This window comes from Candidatus Nealsonbacteria bacterium (genome assembly GCA_026016225.1).
Classification (GTDB): Bacteria; Patescibacteriota; Minisyncoccia; order Minisyncoccales; family JANBVM01; genus Nealson33H.
Map to the genome: position 1 here is coordinate 470,678 of CP061210.1, position 17,267 is coordinate 487,944.

At 34.6% G+C, this 17,267-nt stretch carries 22 protein-coding genes; 1 reads left to right on the plus strand and 21 read right to left on the minus strand.

Annotation, left to right across the window (positions count from 1 at the left end; all coding sequences use genetic code 11):
* Positions 1-31: 31 nt before the first annotated feature.
* The 9 genes from IB617_02490 to IB617_02530 form a co-directional block, all read right to left on the minus strand.
* Positions 32-559: an NUDIX domain-containing protein gene (locus IB617_02490; GenBank protein UZE93005.1), complete on the minus strand. Its 528-nt coding sequence runs from the start codon at positions 557-559 to the stop codon at positions 32-34.
* A gap of 49 nt (positions 560-608) precedes the next feature.
* On the minus strand, positions 609-836 hold the full coding sequence (locus IB617_02495; GenBank protein ID UZE93006.1) for a hypothetical protein: 228 nt from the start codon (positions 834-836) through the stop codon (positions 609-611).
* 149 nt (positions 837-985) lie between these two features.
* Positions 986-2,194 (minus strand): hypothetical protein, encoded by a 1,209-nt coding sequence (locus IB617_02500; protein UZE93007.1) that lies wholly within the window; start codon positions 2,192-2,194, stop codon positions 986-988.
* A 128-nt stretch (positions 2,195-2,322) separates the two neighbouring features.
* Positions 2,323-2,820 (minus strand): hypothetical protein, encoded by a 498-nt coding sequence (locus IB617_02505; GenBank protein ID UZE93008.1) that lies wholly within the window; start codon positions 2,818-2,820, stop codon positions 2,323-2,325.
* A gap of 18 nt (positions 2,821-2,838) precedes the next feature.
* A complete protein-coding gene (locus IB617_02510; GenBank protein UZE93009.1) occupies positions 2,839-3,705 on the minus strand; it encodes a hypothetical protein in 867 nt (288 codons plus the stop codon).
* Positions 3,706-3,737: 32 nt separating this feature from the next.
* Complete coding sequence (locus IB617_02515; GenBank protein UZE93010.1) at positions 3,738-4,259, minus strand: PH domain-containing protein; 522 nt, start codon at positions 4,257-4,259, stop codon at positions 3,738-3,740.
* Positions 4,260-4,435: 176 nt separating this feature from the next.
* Positions 4,436-4,684 (minus strand): hypothetical protein, encoded by a 249-nt coding sequence (locus tag IB617_02520; protein ID UZE93011.1) that lies wholly within the window; start codon positions 4,682-4,684, stop codon positions 4,436-4,438.
* A 248-nt stretch (positions 4,685-4,932) separates the two neighbouring features.
* Positions 4,933-5,784: a dUTP diphosphatase gene (gene dut, locus IB617_02525; protein ID UZE93012.1), complete on the minus strand. Its 852-nt coding sequence runs from the start codon at positions 5,782-5,784 to the stop codon at positions 4,933-4,935.
* 155 nt (positions 5,785-5,939) lie between these two features.
* Positions 5,940-6,455 (minus strand): GrpB family protein, encoded by a 516-nt coding sequence (locus IB617_02530; protein UZE93535.1) that lies wholly within the window; start codon positions 6,453-6,455, stop codon positions 5,940-5,942.
* A gap of 228 nt (positions 6,456-6,683) precedes the next feature.
* Here IB617_02530 and IB617_02535 point away from each other — a divergent pair, with 228 nt between their 5' ends.
* Positions 6,684-7,004, plus strand: coding sequence for a hypothetical protein (locus IB617_02535; GenBank protein UZE93013.1), 321 nt, complete (start codon positions 6,684-6,686; stop codon positions 7,002-7,004).
* 227 nt (positions 7,005-7,231) lie between these two features.
* Here IB617_02535 and IB617_02540 read toward each other — a convergent pair whose 3' ends face one another.
* From IB617_02540 to IB617_02595, 12 genes are all read right to left on the minus strand, one after another.
* Entirely contained in the window at positions 7,232-8,260 is a 1,029-nt protein-coding gene (locus tag IB617_02540) for a hypothetical protein (GenBank protein UZE93014.1), read from the minus strand.
* Between the two features lie 35 nt (positions 8,261-8,295).
* Positions 8,296-8,610, minus strand: coding sequence for a nucleotide pyrophosphohydrolase (locus IB617_02545; GenBank protein UZE93015.1), 315 nt, complete (start codon positions 8,608-8,610; stop codon positions 8,296-8,298).
* A 251-nt stretch (positions 8,611-8,861) separates the two neighbouring features.
* Positions 8,862-9,092, minus strand: coding sequence for a hypothetical protein (locus IB617_02550; GenBank protein ID UZE93016.1), 231 nt, complete (start codon positions 9,090-9,092; stop codon positions 8,862-8,864).
* A 168-nt stretch (positions 9,093-9,260) separates the two neighbouring features.
* On the minus strand, positions 9,261-9,725 hold the full coding sequence (locus IB617_02555; GenBank protein ID UZE93017.1) for a hypothetical protein: 465 nt from the start codon (positions 9,723-9,725) through the stop codon (positions 9,261-9,263).
* A 268-nt stretch (positions 9,726-9,993) separates the two neighbouring features.
* Positions 9,994-10,971, minus strand: coding sequence for a hypothetical protein (locus IB617_02560; GenBank protein ID UZE93018.1), 978 nt, complete (start codon positions 10,969-10,971; stop codon positions 9,994-9,996).
* 2 nt (positions 10,972-10,973) lie between these two features.
* The gene (locus tag IB617_02565) at positions 10,974-11,600 is read right to left on the minus strand and encodes a hypothetical protein (GenBank protein UZE93019.1); all 627 of its coding nucleotides are present in this window, start codon (positions 11,598-11,600) and stop codon (positions 10,974-10,976) included.
* Positions 11,601-12,037: 437 nt separating this feature from the next.
* Positions 12,038-13,963 (minus strand): hypothetical protein, encoded by a 1,926-nt coding sequence (locus IB617_02570; GenBank protein ID UZE93020.1) that lies wholly within the window; start codon positions 13,961-13,963, stop codon positions 12,038-12,040.
* A gap of 6 nt (positions 13,964-13,969) precedes the next feature.
* Positions 13,970-14,371 (minus strand): hypothetical protein, encoded by a 402-nt coding sequence (locus IB617_02575; protein UZE93021.1) that lies wholly within the window; start codon positions 14,369-14,371, stop codon positions 13,970-13,972.
* Between the two features lie 237 nt (positions 14,372-14,608).
* Positions 14,609-15,598, minus strand: coding sequence for a 23S rRNA (adenine(2503)-C(2))-methyltransferase RlmN (rlmN, locus tag IB617_02580; GenBank protein ID UZE93022.1), 990 nt, complete (start codon positions 15,596-15,598; stop codon positions 14,609-14,611).
* A gap of 42 nt (positions 15,599-15,640) precedes the next feature.
* Positions 15,641-15,847: a hypothetical protein gene (locus IB617_02585; protein ID UZE93023.1), complete on the minus strand. Its 207-nt coding sequence runs from the start codon at positions 15,845-15,847 to the stop codon at positions 15,641-15,643.
* A 125-nt stretch (positions 15,848-15,972) separates the two neighbouring features.
* Positions 15,973-16,170 (minus strand): cold shock domain-containing protein, encoded by a 198-nt coding sequence (locus IB617_02590; GenBank protein UZE93024.1) that lies wholly within the window; start codon positions 16,168-16,170, stop codon positions 15,973-15,975.
* 293 nt (positions 16,171-16,463) lie between these two features.
* On the minus strand, positions 16,464-17,261 hold the full coding sequence (locus tag IB617_02595) for a hypothetical protein (protein UZE93025.1): 798 nt from the start codon (positions 17,259-17,261) through the stop codon (positions 16,464-16,466).
* Positions 17,262-17,267: the final 6 nt, after the last annotated feature.

Here is a 17,267-nt window from a genome sequence, read left to right on the forward strand (position 1 = left end):
GCTAAAGCTGAGGAAGGATGTTAGAACCTGACTAAGCTATCCCATCTCTTAAACTTTTATCTGATGTATTATTATATTTACCTTTCCAAGTATCTTTCTTACCTTTCTTTAGAATCTTATCAACCAGTTCAATTTCTTCTCTAAGACCAGGAACGAATTTGTATTTATCTAACTCAACTGCTGTAATCCAGGCATAATCTACTGATTCTTCTGAAAGTTTAACCTCTCCTGAACCATAGTCACAATAAAGACTAATAATTATAGTTGGAATATCATCTGCTCTAATGAAAGAAAGACTTAAAAGGTAACGAATGTTTTTAACCTTTAATCCGACTTCTTCTTCAATTTCTCTTTCTAAAAGATTTTCCAGGACATTATACCAGTGGTCAGCTGTGTCTTTGGGCAGGCTTGAGTAATCACTCTGTTTAAGTTTTCCTCCAGGAACCGTCCAAAGTCCTGGAAATGCTTTTTCTTTTGGACTTCTTTTTGTAATCAAATATTTACCATCTTTAACAATAATTCCAGTAACTACTACATAGTGAAGTTTTTTGTCTATCATATCTTGATTCTACCAATCTAAAATAGGATTTTTACAATGTTTATTTTTTCTACTTTAATACCTCCTCCATCCTTTCCTTTATTTTTGCAATTTCTTCATCTAGTTCATCTTCCCGAGATTCTAATGCCTTCTTTTTTCCCTCTCCTAATTCATCAGGGTGTATAAGTTTTGTCTCGATATCAGCTTTCTCCTCCATTAATTTTTTCAATTTCTCTGCTAATTCCTGCGCTTCGGGAGTCGGTTCTCTTGACTCTCCTCTTGGTTCTCCTATTGGCATATTTATAAAAAATAAATTAAATATTAATAAAATCGACCTTTTATTTTATCCCACTTCCTTACAAGATAAAACCCGAAACAACAACTCTCGGGCAAAAAATCGTAACTCCCGCCGACTGGACGCTGTTAGAACCTGTTTGGTTGGATTAATTACTCTGAGAAGCCAAAAGTAAAAAGGATTTGGCTGTAGAGCGTTTTATTATCTTCGTTGTCTACATCTAACATACTAATCTTAAAAAGTTTATCATTCTTTATGAAGTAAGTATCTTCTTGAGAATAAGCCATAGGTGATTTGGGGGTATAGACTCTGATAGCTGGTATTCCGTCTACTTCCATATTTATCTCATCGGGAATATCTTCGTAATAAGGAAAGTTTTCTTTAACCCATTGAACAAGGTCTGTGCCAACAGGAGGACTATAATAATCAACATAAATAGAATGGAAAACAACGAATGAAGCACCGGTTAAATCAGATTTTGTGCCGGTAAATGTTCCGAGAGACACGCTGTCTGGATCTTCGCCATTTAAGTAACACAGGCATTCTCGAGGTCTTTCTTCTGGTGGTTTTAGTTTACAATAACCGGGCAAAGGACCATAAAGACAGTCTGTGGGATACTTAAAAGAGTAGCCATATTTTTCACTCGTATAAACCTGCCAGTCCTCGGTTGCATATTCCATCTCGGTTTTCTCTAACTTGCCGCATTTGACAGTTATATCCCACTCCCACTTATCAGCTTCAGGCATAATCATCGGACCTTCTGCCTCTTTATATCCAGTAAGACCTCCTGCAACCGCACAAACATCTTTATCTTTCTTGTATCCTGTTGATTCCGAAATAGTGCCAGCTGCTATATTGTAAAGATCTACCTCAAAGCCATTATCTTTTAAAAACTGTTCAATACTATCATATTGTTCACTTGATATTCTATTAGCTTCAAATCCTTTTCCAACCACAATCTCCTCTGTTATTTCTGGGTCTACCTTAACAATCCACTTAAATTCAACTTCTTCTGCTTCTGAAAAATCTATAACTGTCTCTTGCTTAAGATTTTCAAGAAGAGCTAAAACCTCATCTGAAGATACACACTCACTTCCGTTAAAGCATTTGTCGGGTCCGCAATCACAAATTTTTACTTGATGACTGTTTTCTGGCGAACAGCCACAAGGACCAATAAGGCACAGGTTAGGAAAATCACCGGTTGCTTTGCAGCACAATGAAGTTGATACCTCTCCTCCAGAATCTATACAAGCTTGTTCTTTTTCGGTTAGTTCTTCAGGCGTTGTCATTAATTGGTAAATCCAGTAACCCATTCCTGCAACAATTATTATAATAATGATTGCAATTATTGTTTTTGACATATTATTTTATCATTAAGCTTATATTTTGACCTTTCGTTTCTATTCTACCACAAACAAAACCCGATAAAAATTCTCGGGCGTGCCATGTTGCGGATATTGGATGATATTACCTGTTCAGTAGGAAATTATTAACCTTTTTCTCTTTTAAAAATCCCCAACTTAATTAAATAAAATAATATTCCAACCAAAAAGGATAAAGCACAAAAAAGATAAATTTGTTGGGATGAAAACAAGCCAAAAAATGGATTGTTTTCAAAGGGGTAAAATGGATTCATCTCTTTATAGAGGAATGAATCTAAAAGAAGATGGAAATAAACGCCAAAAAATGATGTCCAGAGGATTTTTTTAAATGAGGAATCTTGAGGTATTTTGAAAATAGCCATTATTTTTTTAATCTTACCTTTTAAAAGATATAAGATTATGGCAGCTAACACTGCTAATATTGAGCCACCCAAAAAGCTATGAAAGAATCCATGAAGCGGATAATTTAAGTTTAGAAAAAGAACACAAAAGGGCTCAATATCAACTATGACACTGGCTATAAGAAGCGTAGGGAAATCAAGAATCTTAAATAGAAGTAATCCTATCCAAGAACTTGGTCCCCAATGAAAAGGTGTAAGTGGCATTTTTAAAATTTTAGTTCTTTAGGACTCAACTTCTATCAAACTTTTCTCATAAGCCCACCTTAGCTTTTTATCTCCCTCATATTTTTTCCTTATTTCCCAAGCTTTCTTTGAGTCATTGCCAGCTAAACTCATAAGAACTTCAGCAGGAGTAACATCTTCGAGTTCATTTCTTAACTCCCAGGATTTTTCTGAATCAAGGCCAGTAGTACTTCTTACCACATCACCTGGTAAATATAATCCCCATAATTTTTTTCCTAATCCTGTATTAAAAGCCTCTTTTAATCTAAAAAACCTTTCTGATTTATGAAGACCAATAGATTTTTGAATCCTTGCCCATACTCCTCCTCTAATTCTGTTTACTTTTGAATCGAATTTAAGGTGGTCTCTTATTTTCCAGGCTTCTTCCGAATCATCGCCCATCAGCCCCCGGCTTATTCCCCACCATAATTTTAGAGTTTCTTTATGTTCATCTAACCATTCTCGGGATTTTTCAGATGCTACACCAGCTAAACTTATACATACGTCTGTTGCATCTTTACTCTCTCTTTCTTTCCAGGCTTCTTCTGAATCATCCCCCATTAGATCCTTAAGCGTTTCCGGGACTCTTTCTCCCATTACTTCTTTTATTGTCTCTAAATTTTTTTCTTTTCCTTCAGACTTTTTCTCTTCTGATTTTTCTTTCTCTATTTTTTTAAATGTTTCTTCTAACTCTTCTTGTGTTCTTTCTATCTTTTCTTCTTCCTCTTTTTGCATTTTTTCTAACTCTGCCTGGTTGAATTCTTTTTCTATTTCCTTTTTTTCTTTGATTTCTTCTTCCACCCTCTTTTCTTCTTCAGGCTTTTTTTCTGTCTCCTTTTCTTTAAATTTTGGTTCTTTTTCGAACATATATTGATTAAACTAGAAGTTAAATAAAGCCTTTATAAGCCCTGTTTCGTACCCTTAACTTTCTTAATCAACTCTTCCCTTAATTGCTCTGCTATTTGAACATCAAGTCCAGGAAGCTTACCTTCAGTTCTTCCTATTTCATAACGCCCATATCCTCCTGAATAGCCAGCGGTTTGAATCTGGAGGTTACTTAGTCCAAGAAGTCTTGCGAAAACTCCTCTATAAATATCAACATTTTGAACTCTTTCATAGGGAATTGAAATATATTTTTTCCAGATTACTCCTTTTTCTATTTTTATCGCGTCTTCGGTTAATTCATAACGCCAGAAACGATAAGTTAATTTAGCCCAAATGTAACAGAAAATAATATATAAAAGAAAGAATAAAATTAACCATTCCCTTGGAAGAGCAAACACTTCTTGGCTAATTGCTTTCTGAATCGTTATAAGAAAGGGCACAATGAAAAAGATGGCCAAAAGGAATCCGAAAATACCGAAGGCGAAAAAAAACTGGAAGAAAAATAACCAAACTGCTTTAGGGTGTAATTTTTCCATATTTAAACTTTATTTTAACTATAATAACCGACCTTTCTTTTTATTATATCATTATATCATAAAAACCCGAGAAAAGAAAAACTCTCGAGCCGGGCCATGCTGCAGGTCTTGGACGAGAAAGTTTAAATAAAAAAGAGCGGCTCTATATTACCGCATCTCTATTTTATTAGATAGAACTACTTAATTTTAAGAATACTGAATTTTGCTTTTTTTATACTAATGTCAAATACCCAGTCATCAGGGACAGTGTTACCATTTACCTCTAAGAGATACCAATAGTCATCAAAAAAAACACTAAAATTGTGAAAGCTATTCTTTGCTGAAACAAAGAGAATTTCTTTTAATTTTTGTATTGCTTCTTCAAAAGAATCTGCTTCTATTTCTTCTTTTCTTTTTCTGGCATCCTTATATTGTGGCCGTATCATGCTTCCAGAACACTCTTCCGTAAACTTAAAAACAAACTTTTTACTTAACAACCTAACATCACATTTTATTTTTTATACTTTTTAAAATTGGAGCTATACCAAGTTTATCAAAATCTATAAAAAAATCAAGTTCAGAACGAGCTTGATTTTACTCACTGGGGGCCTTGGACGATGTTAGAACCTGTTTTATGATGGTTTGAATAAAAAAAATAGCCTTGTTGTATTACCAAGGCTTGCATGTTTAATGATTATAAATTTACATAACGAACACTAATTCCCGCTTCTTTTAACACACTTATTCCATCAGTAGTAGAGACTTCTTCTAATAAAATTACATTTTCTATTCCACTTTGGACAATCAATTTTGAACAAATATCACACGGTGCAGCATTAAGATACATATCAGCGCCTCTTGAAGAGGTGCCACCAGTAGCTACTAAATTACTCAAAGCTTGCATTTCAGCACAAATTATGCCTTTATTCCCCATGGAAATTATGTTAGAATTTTTAACTATTAAACAACCTGCTCCTTCAGGAGAATGTTCAGCTACTAATTGAACAATCGTCATATAAAACTTATCTTTTTCTTTAATCTGTTTTTGATACTCTGTAGTTCCCTCTTTAATTTCAAATAGACCGGTAGAACCAAAACCTCCTGCCCCCCTAAGGGTTTCTGGAAGATCTTCAGATTCTTCTAATACAGGAATTTTAACTTCAGAGAAAATTAGCTGAGCAACTCTCATACTTTCTTCTACTATAAAAGGTTTCTTACCCCGGTTCCTTAAGAGAACCCCTGCCTCTCCCCTGAAATCTGGATCAATGGTCCCAGGAGAATTAGATAATTCAATATCATATTTGCATGCCAAACCACTACGGGGCCGCACTTGAGCTTCATATGTCCAAGGTATTGCAAATTGGACCCCTATTCCAATTAAAGCGCTTTCTCCAGGTTTTATTGTTATTGGGAGTTTTCCAGTTATCTCTTTGGTAATTTTATTTAACACTATTGAAGCATAAGCATCGAAACCTACTGCATTATACGTGGCCCTTTCCGGTATACGAGCATTTTTTCTAATCTTTCTTACTTTAACATTATTCATTTCTTTTTCATCACTTCCGACTTTTAAAGAGCTTTTTCTTTTTAATAAGTCATATTATTAAATAATTATTAAAAAATCAAGTTCACTCTGAGCTTGATCTTAGCATCTGCGGGTCTTGGACGATTTTAGAATTTGTTCGATGAATACAAATTATTCTACTTCAGCTTTTTTAATATCTTTTGAATAAAAGCTGATTTGCGGGTCGTATATGTATCACGGTCATATTTATATTTCTGTGCTAATTTCTTTTTTAACTCCGTATATTTTTTAGCAATCTTTTTGTTTTTACGAAGATAATCTCTAAAAAGTATATGATTTTTCCAAAGTTCTCCGCTTAACTTCTCTATATGGACATAATGAGTTCTATTAACCTCGCTTCCCTTTGCAAAGAAATGTCTTCCTCTTATGCCCGCATCTCCTTTATATTCATATCCTAATTTTTTAAGAAGCTTAATACATTCTTCTCCAACTTTTAGAGATTTTACGCCAATAGCTATATCAATTATGGGTTTAGCTTTAACTCCAGGAATTGAAGTAGCACCAACATGTTGAATATCTAAAACATATTTTCCAATCGTAGAAAGAAGTAGTTTTTCTTCTTTTTTATATAATTTTTTCCATTCTGGTTTGTAAGTGGATAATTTAACTTTACCTCTTTGGAGACCTATAATTTTTGATTTCATATACTTTATTTTATCACAAAACGCGAGAGAAAAACTCTCGGGAGCTAGTGGATCCGGGGATGGTACAATATACAAACCGCTACGCTGTAATTCCTTCGGAATTAAGAGAACTTGGTTTGTAAGCTTGTCCAATTAGAGCCTTGACAGAAATTAAGAGATAGGTTAAAAGTAAGGTAGAAAATTAAATTATTAATAAAAGATAACTTGTGATAAAAATTGGAAATATATACTCCAGGGTTTAATAAGATTAGAAGGCTTTTATATCCTATCATTTTAGACTTTTTAGGAAAATACGGGGAAGCTAGTGGAACGGAAATTATGGGATTCATTAAAAAGATGAAGGGAAAGGAGGAGAAAAAGTTTAAGTTAATAGATTTTGTATATAGATCTTTAGCAGATTATAGCGACCAGATTCAGGAAGTTCTTGTAGATATGATAAGACTTTGTTTAGTTGACCAAACAAGATTTGGATATAAATTATCATTATTAGGAAAAGATTCTATTGGTAAAGATTTTGATGAAATAATATTAGGATAAAATATAGAAAACAAAGGAAGATTAATTTATTCGATAATTTGGTGCAATAGCACCTATTTTTTTTATTTCTAAACCTTAAAATCCGAGACAATCCGCCAGCTGGCAGAACCCGGGTTTTAAAAGCCCCCTTAGTCGGTCTCGAACATAGTTTTTAAGGGGAAACTAAGGGCTTTTTGAAGGTGTCCCACAATGCCCCTCGGTCGGAGCTGTTTTAAATAAGGAAAATTTTAGTCTAAAATTTCTGTGAACCATCTTTTGATCACTTCTTTTGTTTTTGGGTTCTGTTCAATAAAAAATCCTGGAAGATCTACTTCGAGAAAATAAAATCTAAAAGCAAAAAATCCAACAACCTTGTCCTTTCCCTTTTCAAGCACTATTTCATAGGCTCTGGCAATCTCTTCTTCATTCCAAGGTCCGCCCATCAACACTCCAAATTCAGTAATTATGACACCCTTGCAGCCATCCCTCTCTGCTTTGGCGAGCATGAAATCTAAAGCTCCTTCAACACTTTCTGAATACTCTTCTAACGTCTGCTCAGACATTAACATACTGCCAAACCCTATATAATCATATCCTGCGAAATCGCCCGGGGGCTGTTCAGGTGTTTTGGATATCGATTCTTTATCAGGAAAGCCAGGCATAGCCCCATTCCAAGCAACCTCGCCATTGTAAACCTCTTTTATCTTTAGGAGAATCTCCTGTCTCCACACTCCAATATTTTTCTTAAAAATCTTCTCCGGTTCATTTAAAGGAGTAAAAAGTTCAACATCATACTCTTCTGCCAGTTTAGCCACCTCAATGATTCTGGAATTAAGAGCTTCTAAATCTACGTTTTCTGGCACAGGAGGATCCCCTACAGTTAATGCAACCTTCAAACCATTTCTGTGAACAGTTTGGATGTTATTAATTATAAGCTCTTTTTCAACAGGAAGGATCTCTTTAAGCTTTTCAAGCAGCTCAGGAGAAAAAACTTCTCTAATTCTTTCAAAATCAGGCTCGGCAAGAGGAGAAAGGGCCGCAATGAAAATCGTATTGATCCCAAGATCTTTCAGCTTCTGTATATTGGAAGCCAGGTAATTCGGATCCTGAAGCAATAACGTGGGCATCCAAGCTCCTTTATAAATATAAACTTCTTCCTCTGCTTTTTCTTCCTTTGTTTTTTCCGTATCAGCAACAAAAATATTTTTATAGACAAAAAATCCTCCTATACCTAAACCAATCAAAATTATTAAAATGATTAAAGTTTTTGTTTTCATGTTTCTTTATTCTACCAAAAAACCGCTTGCAACCACTATTTCCATCTATTCTTATCTCTCTTCTCATACTTTTCCAATACCTTATTAAAAGCATCTTCCAAGTCTATTTCCATTGAATTAGCCATACACACCAAAATATAGAGAATATCAGCTATTTCGGAACTAATTTCTTTTTCTTTTTCATTTGCCTTCTTAGTCTTCTCTCCGTATCTATGATTTATTTCCCTTGCTAATTCTCCAACCTCTTCGGTTAGTCTCGCCATCATGCTTAACGGCTTCCAATAGGTCTGAGTGCGAGTGTTCTTCTTTATCCAATCATCTACTTTTTTTTGCATCTCTTGTATCTGCATAGTTTTATTGTTTTTAAATTTATCATCTTATATTATAACAAAAACCCGATAAATAATCTCGGGCTAAACAGAGCTCCGGGGGCTGGACGATGTTCAAACCTATTTTATGAATAATAAAGAGGTTTTTGAGATGCCAGTTTTGGCTGATCTTTGATCTTACCCCACCCTGCTACTCACTATTTTAAAATATAGCTCAAAAAAAACAACCCACCGAGAAAATCCCGATAGGCTGTCTTTTATTTAAGACTGGATTAAAATTCTATCTTTATATTTCCGTTGTCCAATCCTGTCCTTGCAGTTCCTACACAATCACTTTCATCTGTAAAGTCACCATCATGAGTATCGTATATTGCACCTCCTTGAGGGTTAAAAATCTGTACCCGTGCCGTATCATAAATTCTTGGTTCGCCGGAATCTCCAGCCCTGAAAATCATCTTATAGCCAGGCTCATGATTCAATTCTCCCATTGCAGTAAAGTTCATGGCAGAGCAAGTTGTGCCCGTAAAGAAATTCAAGTCCGTTATATTGGTCATATGAAATTTGGACTTATTAAATTCTTCTGTATTAACATTGTGGAAATTAACTTGCCACTCACCAATTAATCCATAACTACCTACATTAGCAACAGCTCCTCCAAAGCTAATATCTAGCTAGTCCTTACGTTTACCTTCAACCTCTTCTAGTAAATGCCCTCCACCACTTATATAATCATCATTGATAATCCAGAACCAGCGTGTAAGGCGAACATCTATAGCACCTGCATCTTCTCGAGGATTTAATATAAAGCAATACTTTCCAGAAGTCCAGGTGGATACATCGGCAGTTGCACTGAATAAGCTTCCATCCCATAAATATGGGTCATTGTAACCATCGACATTTCCTAAAACAGTATTAGTGCCAGCAGCACAAGTACCTTCTCTAACCGCCCAAGAAACAGGATCCCAATCTTTATTCTCATCAATATAGATGGCTTTTAGATTTATAGTTCCAAAAACAAATTCACCTTCGTCTGAAGAGGTAATTGTACTGTTACTTAAAGCAAGTCCAGGTAATGTTAAAATCATACTACTTGAAAGAGTGACTGTGGTTATAATTGCAATAATAAGTTTTTTCATTTTTTATATGGCCGATTTAATTTTTATTTCTCGACCTTTGCTCCTCCTTTTCGCTTTCACACTAAAGCTCATTTATTGAAAAGTCAAGCCCGAAATGGACTTTCTACCAAAAAACCGCCCTCTTGAGAAAACGATTGAAGTTGGCTGTGGGTCATGGACGACATTAGAACCTGTTTTATGACTACAGAAAGGTTTGTTGTTATACCGAATTATACATAAAAAACTCCCCTCTTTAAGTCTGTCCAGAGAGTTCATAAATAAAGAGGTGCTATTTTTCTTGTTCTAATTTTGGTTCTTTATCTAAATCTACTTCTACTTCTCCGACTTTTAATTTCTTTTTATTTATCCAAACAAAACCTTTGTCTGGAGTGATTACGGCAACATCAACAAGACCTCCAACTCCAGGTATACCCCCTGGGTCAGCTGCAATACCATCAGAGAAGCGCTGAATAGCAGAAGTGGTTTGAATCATCAAAACACAAAAGTCAATTGCATCTTGAAGGGTCATTGTTCCCCACTGAATAACGTATTCTAAATTTCTGAGTTGCTTATGTACTTCTTCCTGCCCATATTTATCAGCCGCTTCATTAACAAACTTTATGTTCCTAATCCGACCGTCCCAGCCCAAAACAATCCTTGAAACTACATCAATCTGTCCAATCCAAGAAGCCCCGTATTCTTTGCCTTTTTCTTTACCATCTCTTTTCTTTTGGATCTCGCCAGGAATATAGCACGTATAAACCTCATGTGAACCATCTTTGTTATAACCTGCTATAATGAAATTTATCACATCGACCCCACCTACGCCATTTTTCAAATTACCTTTAGCATCTTTAAAACGGAACTTAACAGCGTATTGCTCTTTTTTAATCTCTATAACTTCGCAACCCTGTTTCTGAAGGTCATTTTTAATCTTTTCTGGTAATTTATCTAATTGTTCCTGCCAGTTATATTTCTTATTAAATAAATAATGTAATTTTTCAGCTGCCTCCTTAACATCTAATTTTTCTATATCTATTTCTCGCTTAAATTGCTCGATAAATTTACTAATATTTTTCATTATTCCATCCTCTGGTAAAAAAGCTAGACCGGTTACTGCTACACCAATTCTTTTATTCAACTGAAAAAGCTTAGAAGCATTATCGCTTCCAATCCGTGCCATTCCTTTCCTGTTACGATAGGACTGCCGACTATCAGCAGCTAAAATGATTCCTTCTGGAGTTGTAGTGTTAATTGCTAAGGACATACTTAAAGATCGTTTTGAAAGATAAATTTAAGGAGAGGTTGGTATAAGGTTAAGACCCTATTGTTCCAAGTTGTGTCGAAAGCGGTGAACCCTACCTGGTTATTTTTGCCACACCACTTACTTCTAATGTTTACGTATTCTGAAGAAGAAGAATCCACACTGTTGCAGTCCATCGTCAGCATTTCATATTGCTGGCTAGAAATAACATAGTATCCTTCGTTCCGAAGAGCTTTCGTTAGATTAGTGTTATCACTCACTCGGATAAAATTTTGGGGGTACTCAAAAAGTGAAAAATGCTGACCTTCTATGCCATAGGAGGTAGCAAGATTATCAAGACGAGAAGGATATGAAGAACGCCAGGCCGATGATTCAGGATAATCTACCGTAAAATGGTCCTCCCAAAAAGCATCGCTTGAAAGTTCTGTAAAACTACAAGAACAGAATATTCCAGAGGCAAACCCCAAGACCATCGCATTTTTCTCTTCTGAGGGCAAAAAGCAATCTTCCTTTTTGTGGGTTCCAAAAATATAAGCAGAGCCAGCACTATCACCCTCAAAAACAAACTTTACTCTACCCCCATGGTAGCGTTCAATAACTTCTTTCTGACTATAAAATAAATCTTTTTTCATATTTCTTATTATTCTTATTATCTATGAATATTTAAGAAATGTCAAACTGGGCGGAACTCTTATTCCTAGCTAGAAATCGACTTCTTAGTATGGAGTATAAACTAACTTTCTATTACTACGAATCGAACCCCTCTCGGTCTCTCGAAAGTCTCACAGCTTAGCTCCCCCTAATATATGACTCGGCTATGGAAATAACTATGGGAACACCAAATATGAGAACCCAAAACCACCAAAATGGCTTTATAAAAGTTATCCAAAATGTTCTTATTAGTTTCGTATAATCAATGTGGATCATTCTTTATTGATTTTAACACAAAATAAGACAAATGAGAGAGTATAAAAAGGTTCGACATGATTTTAATATTATTAAAAAATCAGAGTTGACACGATTTTTAGTTCACAAAATTTTGATTTTTGACAAATAGTTATTTCTCTTATTACAAATCCGCTTTTTGAGTGCATTGAGAATCAATATAAATTTCGCTATCAATGGAATTGAAAAAATATCCTGGGTAATAAATAGACTTAGGACACCAGGACACTACTCTTTGGGTGCAATTACTATCCCAGTACTCGTTATACCCATCATAGTAAGTATCGGAATAATTGGGAGAGGGCCTACAGAAGATTGCCCTCTGGATGCACCAAGAATCAGAATAATAATCAACACCGTTATAAAAGTATCCTGGATAATTTGTTGATTTAGAACATCCCTTTACTACTTTTTGAGTGCAATTACTATTCCAGTAAAATTCTTCTCTATTAACATCCCAATAGAAATCAGGGTTATCTGGATAACGAAGACAGGTGGTTAAATTTCGACATTGGTTGTCTGAATAATAATTACTACCGTCATAATAATAACCAGGAAAGTCTGGTGAAGCGTAGCAGGGTTTTATATATCGCGGGTACACAGTAATTGATTCATTGGAAGGAATTTTAACTATTGAGGCAGAGACATTACGATATTCGGGTGGTAAATCTCCAATACTAAACTCTTCGCCAGTTGTTTCAAAGTAGTAGTAATTTCTACCATTACTTAATGGATAATAATAGCCGCTAGGGTTGTTAGAAAATGGTACCGCTACGGCCATGTGGCCTGGTAATTCAACTAAGACAACATCAATAGGCATGGCAATAATAACTGCTGCAGCTAAATAACTAGTATCTTCGCAATCTCCATTTTGTTCTGCAATTGTTTCCAATGGATATTTAGGATAGTCGTTATAACCTATAACATCATCGCCAACATACCCTAGTGATTGGATAAACGATATGGCAAAATCAGATTTTGTGTAGCCATTATCATCAGCAGTTTTTTTAAGCATTTCTGCTATTTGTTTAATATATTTATCATCGTAGGTAACATAAGTTGCTCCATGCGATTCACGTTTTTTATTTTTATAATAATCATACCAATCCGATGGGAAAGAATAATCCCATTTCCAAGATTCACCGCCATAGTCCCATTCAAAATGCTGAGCTATTAACCTCCCTCCCCCAGCTGGATGAGAATCTAGGCTGTCGATAATCCCATCGCTATCGGAATCGGGGTTTAAATCTGATGTCCCAGCAACTAATTCTTGAGCGTAAGTTAAGCCGTCGCCATCATTATCGGCATTCATTCTTTTTTCTTCAGCTTCTTTTTCTGACAATTTCTGTTCGGCGATTTTCCTCTCTAATTCTTCTTGAGCTCTTTTAGCTTCTTCTTTGGCTCTTTTGACAGCTTCTTCCTTTGCTTTTTGTTCAGCTTCCTCTCTGGCTATTTTTTCTCCAGTAAGCTCTCCTTCAACTATTTTCCTTTTTGCCTCTTCTATTTTAGTTTGAGCTTTTTGATAATAAAAAGACTGTTCAGGAAGCTCTGACAATAAATCTACGGCTTCTTGATAATTACCCTTACCGAACTCATCTAATCCTTGATTATATTTTGATAAATCTTTGATTAGCTTCTCGGTCTCTTCTTGTTTATTAGTAATTTCTTGCTTTTTAATACCTAAATTTTTAACAAACCAACTAATCTGAGCGAGATTTAATTTTTCGCTCGCCTCATTATATTTTTCTTCCGTTGTTAACCGTTCGGCCTCTTTTACCAATTTAGAAATTTTATTATATTCAATCGCTCCATAAGCAATTCCTGTAGTTACTAAAATAGAGACTACAATTCCTGCCAACAGCGGAATCTTAATAAGGTCTTTATTTTTCTTTATCGTTTTCTTATATCTTCCGAGATTCTTTCTTAAATCATCAGAAAGCGCTTTAAAAGCTCTATTTAAGACTTCAGGTTTTGCTTTATAAATATATCTCAGTTTTGTCTTTTTATTTTTTCGTCTCCCTCTTTTATTTTCCTTAATTTTTTCTTTCATAGATTATTAAACTCCTCTAATTTTGCGATATTTAGAGATTAAATTATTTATACTTTCTGAAGATAAATATCCTGTTTGTTCTTCTATTTTTAAAATAAATTCAATAAACCCTAATAGATCTTTGGGATTTGCTTTTAAAATTTCTCCTTCTGTTTTAGAATCATACATTCTTGCTTTTGAAATACGCTGAAAAATATCTTTATCAGCAAGATATTGCATATTCGATTTATAACAAAAATAACCATCTACTACTGTTATTACCGTAGCCTCTGGTAAGCCCATTAATACAAAAGTTGGTAAGTTTCTACCAGTAATCTTCCTAATAAGATTAGCTAACGGTTCTCCCCAAAGTGGCTTTAATGATTGTTTAGGTTGCTTACCAAATAGAATTCTTTTAATTTTTTTCATATTTCTATTCTACCAAAAAACCATCCACCTCGTCGAGCGAAGCGAGACAGGCCTTCCTACCCACAATGTTTCATATGTAAAAAGAAAAGTTATTTTATATATAACACTTATTTTGTCAAACTAAACTAAGAACAAATCCAGAATAGACCCAAAAATTTTAACTCAGCCCCCCCTGGTGCCACAATTTTAGAATCTGTTCTTATATATTTGTCCTTAAAAATTACCTTATAAATTTGCTTAAGATGCTAACTGACCACAAGCAGCTTTAATATCTTGACCAAAACGATAACGCTGGGTAACCTGAACACCCCCTTTTTCCAAAATTTCTTTGAACTTTTTCATACGCCAAGATGAGGATGGTTTAAAAACTCCTGTTGGATTGTAGGAAATTAGGTTTACAAAATAAAGAGGTTTTTTCATTAACTTGCTTAATTTTTGGGCGTAGACGTCAGAATCATTTAAGTCTTTCATCATCAGATATTCAAACATAACTTTACGTTTGGTTTTTCCAATATAATCATCAACTACCTCAAGCACATCAGCAATAGGATATTTTTTATTTATTGGCATTATTTTTGAACGCAAATCATCATCAGGAGCATGAAGAGAGATAGCTAAATTTACCTGAAGTTTTTCTTCAGCTAATTTCTTAATGCCTTCTAAAATCCCAACGGTTGAGATAGAAATATGTCTGGCTCCCAAATTAAACCCTTCTTTGTCATTTAAAACCCTTATAGCGCTAATAACATTCTCATAATTCAGAAAAGGTTCTCCCATTCCCATAAAAACAATATTGGTAACTTTTTCTCCTTTTTTCTTTAGGTGACGGGCAAAAAATAGAACTTGTTCCACAATCTCAGAAATTTCAAGGTTTCTTTTGAAACCAGTTTGTCCGGTAGCGCAAAATGAACAACTCAAGGCACAACCCACCTGTGAAGAAATACAAACAGTATTCCGACCATCTTTATGTTTCATTAAAACAGACTCAATCTTTAGTCCATCTTTTAATATAATGAGAGTTTTTGCAGTCTTTTTGTCTTTAGAAAAAAGAGTTTGAGCATTAATTTTAATGGGACATATTTTGTTCAGATTCTCTCGCAACAACAAAGGCAAAATATTCGCTTCTCTCCAGTCTTCAATCAAATCAACAAATAAGGCTTTTTTGGCTTGTTTTAGACGATAGGGATGTTCCTTATTAAGAAGGTTTTCAAGTTGAGTTAAATCCATATTGACTTATTATATCAAAAACCCGAGCTAAATGCTCGGGCTTTAAAAACTTGCACTGAGCTTGCCGAAGTGCTCCCCGCAATAGACGATGTTAGAACCTGTTTTATGACTTTTTCTTGGGTATGAAACAAAAAACCATACCAACCAAAGAATCCAAAGAGCTTCTAAATAATCTCCATTTATAATTCCTATTATTCCTTTTATTCCAAAAAATCCCAGAAATCCAAATACCCATCTTTTACGCATCATAAACTAATTGTTTAGTTATCAATTAAAACCCTTACTATATTTTATCAAAAAACCACCTAACTGATTATGAAAAAAAAGCCCAAGAATGGGCTTGATTTCATTTATTTGATTTACTGAATTAATTCTTAAAGGCGGGTTACGTTTGTTGCGTTAGGGCCCTTTGGAGAATCAGCTTTTTCGAAAGACACTCTATCACCTACTTTTAACTCTTCGTAGGTTACGCCCTTAAGTTCGTTGCTGTGAAAGAATAAATCTTTCTCTTCACCATCAACGGTAATAAATCCAAATCCTTTATCTGTAAGGTTTTTAATTGTTCCTTCCATGATTGTGATATAAATTAATTAATATTTTAAGGTTTTATCCTAAAGTTTAGTTTCCTGAAAAAACTCAACTAAATTTTCATTAGGCAACTATCTTATGTAAATAATATTAACATCTAAAAAATAATTGGTCAACCAAAAAACCACCTAACTGATAAGGTGGAAAATGCGAGCTCCCATACTCGGTCTAGAACCTTTGTTTTAAGGGGAAATTCAGCAGTTTTTGGAGCCTTTGAATAACGCGTCTCGGTCAGGGTATTTTAAGCTAAAATGAGACAAATGAAACAGTAAATAGGCTAAAGAATATATTTTTCTTCAACTAAGAATCCTGGATGTTTAAAGATAGCTATAGCGAACTTGTTATCTGGGGAGGTAACAATATAATTGTGTTTATCTTTATCTAATGGCACGGGCTCATATTTTTTCACGCTTGAGCCCTCAGGGATATATTGAAGATCAAAAACAGGAGAAATAAAATAGCAATTAGCGTTTACCTTAAAGAACTCGTCTAAATCTTCGCTTTTGTAATTCAAAAAGTCCCTTTGATAAACCAAAACAATCTCTTCGTAATTTTTTACTATCATTTGAAGTTTTTCAACATCTATGGGTCGGAAGGGAGATAAGGAATCACCTACTAAATTTTCATAATCAACATACTCTTTAACTTGGAAAAGATAAGGTAAATGTTCCGCAGGCAATCTGAGCTGTTTATCGTCCAATTTATCAATCTTTACTCCGGGTTCAACAATCATCACCGCAGTATCGCACGAGGATTCTTTTTTTGGCAAAACAACAAAAATTAAACTACCGGAAGGGAACTTACTTTCCAAATATCTGAGGAATACTGTTGTAATAAATAACTCTTTTACCTTCTGTCCGTCTATTTGTTTACTGGCTACTGTAAGTTGGTCTTGTGCATTTAATTTGAAAATAGAATCGGTTAATATTTGGGCATCAACAGGAATTACACTACCAGGCGGAAGATTCTTGAATTTATATGCTAAAGCAGCTCTAAAAATCTCTTCATAAACTCCCTGACAATTTACTCCCTCCTCACGGCGATAGCCAAAAATTATTTTCCATGGTGTTTGCATTATAAC